The sequence below is a fragment of the Arthrobacter sp. P1_B3 genome, from assembly GCF_056406615.1.
The window spans coordinates 42983-53418 of the sequence record NZ_JBFTZV010000027.1 but is presented as its reverse complement, the minus strand read 5'-3'; the positions used below and the strand labels follow the sequence as shown (position 1 = coordinate 53418).

Genomic DNA, 10436 nt, shown 5'->3' with positions numbered 1-10436 from the left:
ATTCCGGAACGCTCCGACCAGGAAGCGAACCGCAAGCGACGGGGCAGCAAGGGCGGAAGACCTGTGGGTCTAGACAAAGATGCCTACAAACGCCGGAACGTCGTCGAAAGGGCCTTCAACGTATTCAAGCAATGGCGCGGGCTCGCCACCCGATACGACAAGCTCGCCCTCACGTACCGCGGCGCCGTCGTCCTTCGCGCGATCACCGTCTGGCTCAAAGTATTAGGAGACACGCCCTAGCAGTTCACGGCAGTGTTTCGCGCGACCACTGCCGTGATCTGTCGTCTCGACGGGGACAGCAGTCTGAGACCGGGTCAGTCGCGCCGGGCCCCAATCCGGGCGGTGCGGGCAGCCGTGAGCCGAATGAGTTCGGCCGGATCCAGCTCGATGTCCAGGCCGCGCCGTCCGCCCGAAACGAGAATGGTCTCCAGCTCCAGGGCGCTGTCATCCACCACCGTGGGGGAGGACTGGCGCTGCCCCAGCGGTGAGATACCCCCGAGCACGTAACCGGTCCGCCGCTGCGCCGCTGCCGGGTCCGCCATCTCTGCCTTCTTGCCGCCCAAGGCTGCGGCCATCGCTTTGAGGTCCAGGCTGCCGCTCACGGGCACGACGCCGACGGCGAGCCGGCCGTCGACGTCGACCATCAGGGTCTTGAAGACCCGGGCAGGGTCGACGCCGAGCACTTCGGCCGCTTCCAGGCCATAGCTGGCCACCGCGGGGTCATGTGAGTAGGGGTGGGCGACAAAGGGAACCCCGGCGGCCGCGAGTGCTGCGGTGGCCGGAGTTCCCTGCGACGCGTGTTTGCGGGCCATGTGCTCTGGCTGTCCGGCGCTGGAAGTTAGGACTGCACCGGCAACTGCCGGGTTCCCGAGGCGACGACTTTCCGCTTGATCCGGCCCAGCATGGCTGTCATCCCGCGCATGCGCAGGGGAGTGATGGCCCGGGTGAGGCCCAGCAGTTCGGGCATGTCGTCCGGGACTGCCAGGATTTCCGCGGCGCTGAGCCCGTCGAGTCCTTCATGGAGCACCCCGGCAAAGCCACGGGTGGTCGGGGCCTCCCTGGGTGCCTTGAAGTAGAGCCGGACGCGCTCCGGGGCGCCGCCGTCGGCCTGTTCCGTCTCGACGGTCAGGAAGAGCGGCGTCTGGCACTCCACTACCTGCTCCAGCAGCTCCGGGTGGTCCCGGAGCCGCTCCGGAAGTTCCGGAAGTCCTTGCGAGAACTCGAGGAGAAGCTGCAGGCGGTCCGCTTCGGTCAGGGCCTGGAAATCGTCGACAATGTCCGCCAGCGCGGCGGGGAGGGCTGAAGTATTCATCATTCCCAGCTTACGCACGCGTGACGATTGTGTCCTTGTCGCTGTCCCTGCCGCTGACGGTTCCGGTTCATCATGGCCGTAACTACCGGCCGGCCGGAACCGCGCCGCGCTCGGCACCCTTGACGATCGGGACGCGCACGGCGTTGCCCCATTCGGTCCAGGAACCGTCGTAGTTCCGTACTGTCTCGAAGCCCAGCAGGTACTTCAGCGCAAACCAGGTGTGGCTGGACCGCTCACCGATCCGGCAGTAGGCCACGACGTCGTCGCCTGCCTTCAGGCCGGCCTCGCCGAGGTACAGGGCCTCGAGTTCGCCGCGGTTCCGGTAGGTGCCGTCGCCGGCCGCCGCGCGGGCCCAGGGGATGGAGGCCGCGGTGGGGATGTGGCCGCCGCGCAGCGCGCCCTCTTCCGGATAGGCGGGCATGTGGGTCCGCTGGCCCGTGTATTCCTCGGTCGAGCGGACGTCGATCAGCGGCTTGCCGAAGTGGGCCAGGACGTCGTCCTTGAAGGCGCGGATCGGGGCGTCGGTGCGCTCCACGACGGGGTAGTCAGCGGGGGAGGCCACGGTTGTTACGGTGGACAGGGCCCGGCCCTCGGCGATCCACTTGTCCCGGCCGCCGTCCAGGAGCCGGACGTCCTCGTGGCCGAAGAGCGTGAAAACCCACAGGGCGTACGCGGCCCACCAGTTCGATTTGTCGCCGTAAATCACCACGGTGCTGTCCCGGGAAATGCCCTTGGCCGCCGCCAGCGCGGCGAAGGCTTCGCCGTAGATGTAGTCGCGGGTCACTTCGTCGTTCAGATCCGTGTGCCAGTCAATTTTCACGGCGCCGGGGATATGGCCGGTCTCGTACAGCAGGACGTCTTCGTCGGATTCGACCACCACCAGGTTGCCGCCGTCGAGGGCGCCGTCCTCGATCGCCGTGGCCAGCCACTCCGTGGACACCAGGCGGTCGGGGTGGGCGTAGGCGGCGAATTTCTCGTTCTGCTCAACGGGGTAGGACATTGTGATGGCCTTTCACTGGAACGGTCAGGAGGCCGGGCGCGGAAAGCGTTCGCGGCGCCGGGCCTGTTACAACACTAGTCACGGGCCAGTGGGAATGCTCCACCGGGTTCACACGGGGAAATGTGGTCTTCCTCACGCCGGCCGCGGATCCGCACCCGCGCACGCGGGCCGGGCATGCTTTGCCGGTATTCTTGCTGGGGACAAGAGACCAGCAGAACGGACCACCTTGGTACAGATCGAACAGCTCGCCGCCCGTACGCCGGCAGTTTCCGTGGACGAACTCCTCAACGGGTTCTATCCGTCGCCGCGGTTCGGTGAGGTGTCGTTTTCCAGCTACCGGCCCGATCCCTCCCAGCCCAGCCAGGCCCACGCGGTTCATTCCCTGCAGCATTTCGCGGCGGGCGTGGGTGCCCGTGACGGAGACGGCCTGTTCAAGCGGCTCTTCGGCAAGAAGGACACGTCCCGGGCCGGGATCTACCTCGACGGCGGATTCGGTGTGGGCAAGACCCACCTGCTGGCGTCGCTGTGGCACGCCGCCCCGGGCCCTAAGGCGTTCGGCACATTCGTCGAATACACCAACCTCGTCGGGGCGCTGTCCTTCCGCAAGACCGTGGAGGCCCTGAGCCACTACAAGCTGGTATGCATCGATGAATTTGAGCTCGACGATCCGGGCGACACTGTGCTCATGTCCCGGCTCATGCGCGAACTCGCCGACGCCGGCGTGAAACTTGCCGCGACATCGAACACCCTGCCGGGCTCCCTCGGCGACGGGCGCTTCGCCGCCGTCGACTTTGCCCGCGAAATCCAGGTGCTGGCTGACCAGTTCGACGTCGTAAGGATCGACGGCGAGGACTTCCGTCACCGTGGCCTGCCGGCCGCGCCCGCGCCACTGCGCAATGATGACCTGACCCACCACATGCATGCCGAATTCGACGGCAAGACCGTGGCCCGCGATGAGTTCAGCACTTTGATCAACCACCTGGCCGGCGTGCACCCGAGCCGCTACCGCCAGCTGCTGGAAGGGATCGAAGGCGTCGTCTGGAAGAACGTGCACACGATTACCGAGCAGGCCGTCGCGCTGCGCTTTGTGGTGCTGGCGGACCGGCTGTACGACAAAGACGTGCCGATCCTTGCCAGCGGTGTGCCGTTCGACCAGCTCTTCACTGAGGAAATGATGACCGGCGGGTACATGAAAAAGTATTTCCGCGCCGTCTCCCGGCTCACCGCGCTGGCCCGCGAGGGCCAAAACCACGAACCGTCCTAGCGTCCAACCCCTCCACCTACAACGCGGGGTCACTTGCGGCCCATTCTGGGCGCGATGTGACCCTGCGTTGCTTCGTTAAGTGCCGCTGGGCGGCGTGCGGCCGAACGCCGGAGCCGCCCTTAAATGCCGGAGGTGCCGGCGCCACCTCTCGGCGGGACCGGCACCTCGCTGACGTATCTGGGTCAGAGGCCTGGCTGGCGGGGATCCCCGGTTACGGGGGGCTCGCCGGCTACGGGAGTCTGATCGGCGACGGGGGCCGTGCTCGGCCGGTCGTTCGCCTTGTCCACGAAGTCGGAAGCGCCCCGCTGCACGGCATCGATCTTGTCGGCGTGCTTTCCGCCGGTCTTAGAGTCGACGAAGTCGCCGGCCTTTTCGATGCCGTCCTTGATGGCTTCTTCGTTGCCACCAATTACTTGCTGAGCCTTGCCCTTTAGATCGTCAAGTAAACCCACGGGCACCTCCCTTCGGTCGCGGAGCCAGATCGCTCCTAGCGATTTCTACCCTAGCGGGAGGTGGCGGGGGTGCCAAGGGTGTCCGCCCAGAGGATAAAAGATGCCAGGGCCAGGTGCACAGGGTAGAAGGACCCCCAGTGCACAAAAAAGAGCACCTCCGGGGGGAGCTGCTCTTGTGGTGGGCGATACTGGGATCGAACCAGTGACCTCTTCCGTGTCAGGGAAGCGCGCTACCGCTGCGCCAATCGCCCGCAACCGGAAGGATCCGGAGTGGAGTTGTAATGAAGAGAGCGGACGACGAGATTCGAACTCGCGACATCCACCTTGGCAAGGTGGTGCTCTACCAGCTGAGCTACGTCCGCATTTTAGTCCATGCCGGCTGGGCCGGTGGTGCTGCATCAAGCAAGTTGCCTTGCTTTGGTGGGCGATACTGGGATCGAACCAGTGACCTCTTCCGTGTCAGGGAAGCGCGCTACCGCTGCGCCAATCGCCCCTTGCATCCGGCCGAAACCGGAAACCAGGGTTTTCACCGAGGTGGGTACGGGATTCGAACCCGTGTATACGGCTTTGCAGGCCGCTGCCTCGCCTCTCGGCCAACCCACCGTGTAGACAGGATTCCGAAGAACCTTTGCCGTGACAGTGTCCTGCGAGCGGACGACGAGATTCGAACTCGCGACATCCACCTTGGCAAGGTGGTGCTCTACCAGCTGAGCTACGTCCGCATTGTCGGCGTGCGTTTCCGTGCCGCATTCGGCAATTCCTCGCGTTCCAACGAGTAAGAACTCTATAGGAGGTTCCGGGAATCTACAAATCGAGGCTCATTGGACCGCGTTCGATGGCCTTACTTCCTTGATTTCTAGGGGATTTTGCTAATTACAGCGCTGTAATTAGCGTCCAACTCATGCCGCGGCTCGAAGCAGTACGGGACCGGTGCACTGCACTGTCGCACTGGGCTGCTGAACTGGACTGCGGCGGGGGAGATCGGTGCCCGTATGAGTGGAGGCTGAGGCGCAGCATGAGTGGCGGATGAGTGGCGGAGCCGGGTTCCCCGGGCCCGATTTCTAAAATCCGCCCGGGTGGGCTAGCATTCAATGTCGTTAGGGCGATTGGCGCAGTGGTAGCGCGCTTCGTTCACACCGAAGAGGTCACTGGTTCGAACCCAGTATCGCCCACTAACGAAATGGTCCGTTCCGCTGACTCAGCGGGGCGGACCATTTTGCTTTTCACCGTTGTCTGACCCCCGTGAAAGAGTCTTCATATGACCGCTCCACTCCTCGCCCACGCCACGGACTATGGCCGCATGTACGCCCGCTCCACATCGGCACAGTTCTCCGTCCCTTCCATCACCACGGTGATCGGCCAGCAGCCACACGGCCTGGATGGCTGGTTTGGATACATGGGTGCGAACAGCCTGGCCCAGAATCCAGAGCTCCCCGGCATCCTGGGGAGCCCCGCCAAGCTGCGCCAGGCGGTCAGCCGGGCTGCCAAAGCGGCGGAGTCATACCGGGACGACGCCGCCAAGCGCGGCGACCGGGTCCACAACTACTGCGAGCAGGTTGCGCTGCGCGCACTCGGCCGGCCGCACCAGATGAAGGAAACACGGGAGGCCCTGGCCGCCAACGGTGAGGAAGCCTTCGCGGCACGCTTCGACGAATGGTGGGAGCTCTTCGAAGTTGAACCCATCGCCCCGGAGATTACGGTGTGGAACAAGACTGTCGGCTACGCCGGCACGCTGGACCTCGTGGCAAGGATCAATGGCAGGACCTGTCTTATCGATTACAAGACCAAGGGCACCAGCCGGGACGGCACCGTCAAGCCGCTGGATGACAAGGTGGTCATGCAGCTCGTGGCCGGCATGAAGGCAGAAGAAAGCCTGGTCGATCCCGTAGCGGGGGAGTGGGAGGCCTGGCAGCACGGTGAATCCCCCATCCTCCTGGCCGTGGCGGTGGGCGAGACCGAAGTCCGTCCGCAGCGGGCCAACCCGGAGGTCCTGAAACACCATTGGTGGAAATTCTGCGCGCTGCGCCGCGTGTGGGAGATGTCAGCGGACACGGCGACCGCCGGGGCAGCACTGCTCCCGCTGGCGCCGCCCGTGAAGCGCTGAGCCGGAAGCACTGAACCGTCAGCAATGGAGCGGCATCGCTGAACCGTCAGCACTGGATCGGCAGACCTGGACCGAAGCGCTGCGCCGGCCTCCCGGAACAGGCATCCAGAGCAGGAGCCCGGCAGCTGCAACTAAACTGGACTGGATCCCTAGCCGCTCACCGTGAGGACAGACTGCACATGGCCATTTTGAATATCCGCATCATCGGGGATCCTGTGCTGCGCACAGTTGCCGATCCCGTGACGGAATTCGGGCCTGAACTGGCAAAGCTCGTCGCCGATATGACCGAAACCATGGAGGACGTCGAGGGCGCCGGCCTGGCCGCACCCCAGGTTGGAGTCAGCCTGCGCGTCTTCACCTACCGGATCGGCGGCGTCGAGGGTCACATCATCAACCCCGTGCTGGAAAACAGCGAGGACTTCCAGCCGGACCAGGTCGAGGGCTGCCTGTCCATCCCGGGCCTCGGCTTCCCCGTCCGCCGGTATCGCCATACCCGGGTGACCGGCGTGAACCTCCACGGCAACCCCGTCGCCGTTGAGGGCGAGGACATGCTGGCGCGCTGCTTCCAGCACGAGACCGACCACCTGGACGGCATCCTCTACACCGACCGGCTCGAGGGCGATGACCGCAAGGCCGCCTTGCGCGCCATCCGCAATGCCAACTACGACGCAATTACGGAGCAGACAACCAGCAAGCGCGCGAAGAGCGTCGGGACGAGCTTTGGCGGGTCCAGCTTCGGAATCACCCCGTGAGGGTCCTATTCGCAGGGACTCCGGCCGTCGCCGTGCCGTCCCTGGACGCGCTGATTGACGCCGGGTTCGACGTCGTCGCTGTCCTCACCCGCCCTGACGCCCCGCTGGGACGCAAACGGGTCCTGACGCCCTCGCCCGTGGCGGCCCGGGCCGCAGAACTCGGCATCGAGATCATCCACGCCACCAAAGTAGATGCCGGGGCCACCGCCCGCATTGCCGCCGCCGCGCYGGACGTCGCGGCGATCGTTGCCTACGGCGGCCTGGTTCCCCGTGCGGCCCTCGCTGTTCCCCGCCACGGCTGGGTGAACCTGCACTTCTCCCTGCTGCCGGCCTGGCGCGGCGCCGCCCCCGTGCAGCGCGCCGTCATCGCCGGCGACGACGTCACCGGCGCCGTCACCTTCCGTCTGGAGGAGGGGCTGGACACCGGTCCGGTCTTCGGAACCCTCACCGAGACCGTGCACGCCGGCGACACCGCCGGGGCCTTGCTCGAACGGCTCTCCCACAGCGGTGCGGTCCTGCTGGCCCAGACCCTGTCCGCCATCGACGCCGGCAAGGCCGTCGCGCTGCCGCAACAGGGCGATGTCAGCCTGGCACCCAAACTCAGCCTCGAGGACGGCCGGCTCGACTGGCAGCAGCCTGCACTGGCGATCGGTCGCCGGGCCCGCGGAGTCACGCCGGAGCCCGGCGCCTGGACCATGCTGGATGGCCAGCGGATCAAGCTGGAGCCGGTGCTTCCGGCCCCGGAGTCCGCCGCGCTTCGGCCCGGACAGCTGGCCATGGACGGGAAACGGGTCCTCGTAGGTACGGGTTCGCACCCGGTGGAACTGACGCGGGTCCAGCCCACGGGCAAGAAAATGATGACCGCCGCTGATTGGGCGCGTGGGCAGGCAACACTTGAAAGCGTGGTATTCGAATGAGCGAGTCCGGGACCAGCGGCAGCAGCCGAGGCAGTGGCCAGGGCGCCCGCGGCGGCAGCCGGCGCAACGCCCAGGGCAGGGAACGCAACCGCGGCCCGCAGCGCGGCTTCACCGAGAGCGCCCCATCCCAGCGGACCCGCCGCGCCGATCCGGCCCGTCTGGTGGCCTTTGAGGTGCTCCGCGCCGTGGAGGCCGAGGACGCTTACGCGAACCTGGTGCTGCCTGCCCGGATCCGGCACCACGGGCTGGACAAGCGCGACGCCGGATTCGCCACCGAGCTCAGCTACGGCGCCCTCCGCGGCCAGGGCACGTACGACGCCATCCTGGCGCGCTGCGTCGACCGGCCGCTGGACCAGCTGGATCCCGCGGTCCTCGACGCCCTGCGGATCGGCGCGCACCAGCTGCTCGCCATGCGCGTGCCCGCCCACGCCGCCCTGGACCAGACTGTGGGGCTGGCCCGCGCGGTGATCGGCGCCGGTCCCTCGGCCCTGATCAATGCGGTGCTGCGCAAAGTCTCCGCCCGCACCCTTGACGAGTGGCTCGAGCTGCTGCTCAGCACCGAGACCGACGCCACCACCATCGCGTCCATCCGCTACGCCCATCCAGAGTGGATCGTGCGTGCGCTCCGGCAGTCGCTCGTGGCCCACGGCCGCCCGGCCGCTGAGATTGACGGGCTCCTCGAAGCCGACAACGCCGCGCCCGTGGTGAACCTCGTGGCGCTGCCGGGCGTGGGCAGCTTGGACGAGGCCTTGGAAATGGGGGCTATCCCGGGTGAACTCGTTGAGGGTTCCGCGCTCTCCAGCGGCGGGGACCTCGGCCGGCTCGCCTCGGTCCGGGACGGAAGCACCCGTGTCCAGGACGTCGGCTCGCAGCTCGTGGCCCGCGCCATGGCCGCCGTCGATCTCGGCACAGGCCCCGGCACAAAAACCAGCGCGGATCCCGACGGGGAAACGGGGACGGACAGCGGGAGTGCGGGGGAGCGCTGGCTGGATCTCTGTGCCGGCCCCGGCGGCAAGGCCGCCCTGCTCGCTGCCCTCGCCCGGCAACGCGGCGCCCACCTGCTGGCCAACGAATCCGCCCCGCACCGTGCCAAACTCGTACGCCAGGCCCTCTCCGCGGTCCCGCGGGACGCCTGGGAGGTCAGGACCGGGGACGGCCGCGACATCGGCGCCGAAGAGCCCGAGTCCTTCGATCGTGTCCTCGTCGATGTCCCGTGCACCGGGCTGGGTGCCCTGCGCCGGCGCCCGGAGTCGCGCTGGCGGCGCACGCCCAAGGACCTCGTGGACCTTGGCCCGCTGCAGCGCCAGCTGCTCAACTCCGCGATCGACGCCGTCAAGCCCGGCGGCGTGGTGGCCTACGTGACATGTTCGCCGCACCCGGCAGAGACGACCGCCGTCGTGAGTGATGTCCTGCGCAAGCGCGAGGATCTCGAGCTCCTCGACGCCGGCGCCGCGCTGGACAGTGTCAGCCTCACCGGCCACCTCGAGGCCGGGCACGAGCTCACCGCCCAGCTCTGGCCGCACGTGCACCAGACGGACGCCATGTTCCTGGCGCTGATTCGCAAGTTGGCCTGAGTTTCACTGATACTGGGGCACTGCCAGCTACATATGAACCAGCTAAGTACGAACGAGAAGGAAATCCATGGCCCAGTGCTGCATCAACCCGAGCATCCTTTCGGCTGACTTCGTCAATCTTGAGGCCGAACTGCGCCGTATCAGCAATGCGGATGCGGTGCACGTGGACGTCATGGACAACCACTTCGTGCCCAACCTGACAATCGGGCTGCCGGTGGTGCAGCGCATCCAGGCCGTCAGCCCGGTGCCGCTGGACGCCCACCTGATGATCGCCGACGCTGACCGCTGGGCACCGGGCTTCGCCGACGCCGGAGTGGCCTCGGTGACGTTCCACGCCGAAGCCTCGATCGCGCCGATCAAACTCGCGCGGGAACTGCGCGCCCGCGGCGCCAAGGCCGGCATGGCGCTGCGTCCGGGGACTGCCGTGGAGCCCTACCTGGATATGCTCCCGGAACTGGATCTGCTGTTGATCATGACGGTGGAGCCAGGATTTGGCGGGCAGTCCTTTTTGGACCTGACGCTGCCCAAGATCCGGCGGGCCCGCGCGGCCATTGACGGCTCCGGCGTCGCAGTGGCGCTGCAAGTCGACGGCGGCATCACCGAGGAGACGATCGTGCGTGCCGCCGAGGCGGGAGCGAACGTCTTTGTGGCAGGGTCAGCCGTCTACGGCGCGGAGGATCCGGCGCAGGCCGTCGAAAGGCTCCGGGCCGCAGGAAGCCGCTGACGCGACGGGCCGGGGCGGTCCCCGCGATGGCTCCCGGCTGCCGCCCGGCCCAGCGCGAAGATGACGCCCGGCGTAACATCGGCATCCCGGGAATAGCCCGGTCAGCCCGGCAGTTGTGTCAGAATAACAACACACATACGTGCTCCGGGGTCGGTGTAAGTCCGAACCGGCGGTGACAGTCCGCGACCCGCGCGCCAGCGCCTTCCCTCGGGAAGGATGCCGGCAAACGGTTGAATCGGTGAAATTCCGGTACCGACAGTTAAAGTCTGGATGAGAGAAGCACGTACAGCTGTTACTGCGGCGCCCAGAAGGCGCCGCATAATTGTGCTGTCGTATA

General features: G+C 66.8%; 11 protein-coding genes, 6 tRNA genes and 1 riboswitch. Of the genes, 8 read left to right on the top strand and 9 right to left on the bottom strand.

Translation table 11 applies throughout. From position 1 onward, the window contains the following. The coding region (locus AC1D2F_RS20555) for a transposase (protein ID WP_476967591.1) at window positions 1-240 on the top strand (240 nt) is incomplete at its 5' end. A gap of 74 nt (window positions 241-314) precedes the next feature. On the opposite strand, the gene ybaK is transcribed toward AC1D2F_RS20555, so the two are convergent. The 3 genes from ybaK to AC1D2F_RS20540 all read right to left on the bottom strand — a co-directional run bounded on the left by ybaK (window position 315) and on the right by AC1D2F_RS20540 (window position 2312). Beyond that, complete coding sequence (gene ybaK / locus AC1D2F_RS20550) at window positions 315-812, bottom strand: Cys-tRNA(Pro) deacylase (RefSeq protein ID WP_476967590.1); 498 nt, start codon at window positions 810-812, stop codon at window positions 315-317. A gap of 26 nt (window positions 813-838) precedes the next feature. Next, the gene (locus AC1D2F_RS20545; protein ID WP_229993287.1) at window positions 839-1312 is read right to left on the bottom strand and encodes a SufE family protein; all 474 of its coding nucleotides are present in this window, start codon (window positions 1310-1312) and stop codon (window positions 839-841) included. 82 nt (window positions 1313-1394) lie between these two features. Continuing rightward, complete coding sequence (locus AC1D2F_RS20540; RefSeq protein WP_229993288.1) at window positions 1395-2312, bottom strand: sulfurtransferase; 918 nt, start codon at window positions 2310-2312, stop codon at window positions 1395-1397. A gap of 226 nt (window positions 2313-2538) precedes the next feature. On the opposite strand from AC1D2F_RS20540, the gene zapE reads away from it, so the two are divergent. Next, window positions 2539-3576: a cell division protein ZapE gene (gene zapE / locus AC1D2F_RS20535; protein WP_364748973.1), complete on the top strand. Its 1038-nt coding sequence runs from the start codon at window positions 2539-2541 to the stop codon at window positions 3574-3576. 182 nt (window positions 3577-3758) lie between these two features. On the opposite strand, the gene AC1D2F_RS20530 is transcribed toward zapE, so the two are convergent. The 6 genes from AC1D2F_RS20530 to AC1D2F_RS20505 form a co-directional block, all read right to left on the bottom strand. Further along, window positions 3759-4028: an antitoxin gene (locus tag AC1D2F_RS20530; RefSeq protein ID WP_229995682.1), complete on the bottom strand. Its 270-nt coding sequence runs from the start codon at window positions 4026-4028 to the stop codon at window positions 3759-3761. A gap of 176 nt (window positions 4029-4204) precedes the next feature. Then, window positions 4205-4279 (bottom strand) — tRNA-Val (locus tag AC1D2F_RS20525). Window positions 4280-4317: 38 nt separating this feature from the next. Continuing rightward, a tRNA-Gly gene (locus AC1D2F_RS20520) sits at window positions 4318-4390 on the bottom strand. 56 nt (window positions 4391-4446) lie between these two features. Then, a tRNA-Val gene (locus AC1D2F_RS20515) sits at window positions 4447-4521 on the bottom strand. 39 nt (window positions 4522-4560) lie between these two features. Continuing rightward, a tRNA-Cys gene (locus AC1D2F_RS20510) sits at window positions 4561-4631 on the bottom strand. Between the two features lie 46 nt (window positions 4632-4677). Then, a tRNA-Gly gene (locus tag AC1D2F_RS20505) sits at window positions 4678-4750 on the bottom strand. Window positions 4751-5128: 378 nt separating this feature from the next. On the opposite strand from AC1D2F_RS20505, the gene AC1D2F_RS20500 reads away from it, so the two are divergent. The 6 genes from AC1D2F_RS20500 (at window position 5129) to rpe (ending at window position 10099) form a co-directional block, all read left to right on the top strand. After that, window positions 5129-5200, top strand: a tRNA-Val gene (locus AC1D2F_RS20500). An 86-nt stretch (window positions 5201-5286) separates the two neighbouring features. Then, window positions 5287-6132 (top strand): cytochrome, encoded by an 846-nt coding sequence (locus AC1D2F_RS20495; protein ID WP_364748970.1) that lies wholly within the window; start codon window positions 5287-5289, stop codon window positions 6130-6132. Window positions 6133-6311: 179 nt separating this feature from the next. Then, complete coding sequence (gene def / locus AC1D2F_RS20490; protein WP_229995680.1) at window positions 6312-6884, top strand: peptide deformylase; 573 nt, start codon at window positions 6312-6314, stop codon at window positions 6882-6884. Further along, on the top strand, window positions 6881-7801 hold the full coding sequence (gene fmt / locus AC1D2F_RS20485; RefSeq protein WP_476967589.1) for a methionyl-tRNA formyltransferase: 921 nt from the start codon (window positions 6881-6883) through the stop codon (window positions 7799-7801). Before def ends, fmt begins: the two co-directional genes overlap by 4 nt. After that, window positions 7798-9375 carry an RsmB/NOP family class I SAM-dependent RNA methyltransferase gene (locus AC1D2F_RS20480; protein WP_476967588.1) on the top strand — a complete coding sequence of 526 codons (1578 nt, stop codon included), beginning with the start codon at window positions 7798-7800 and terminating at the stop codon, window positions 9373-9375. The genes fmt and AC1D2F_RS20480 overlap by 4 nt, the downstream gene beginning before the upstream one ends. 67 nt (window positions 9376-9442) lie before the next feature. Then, window positions 9443-10099: a ribulose-phosphate 3-epimerase gene (gene rpe / locus AC1D2F_RS20475; RefSeq protein WP_229995677.1), complete on the top strand. Its 657-nt coding sequence runs from the start codon at window positions 9443-9445 to the stop codon at window positions 10097-10099. A 135-nt stretch (window positions 10100-10234) separates the two neighbouring features. Then, window positions 10235-10386, top strand: a riboswitch (FMN riboswitch). Window positions 10387-10436 lie beyond the last annotated feature (50 nt).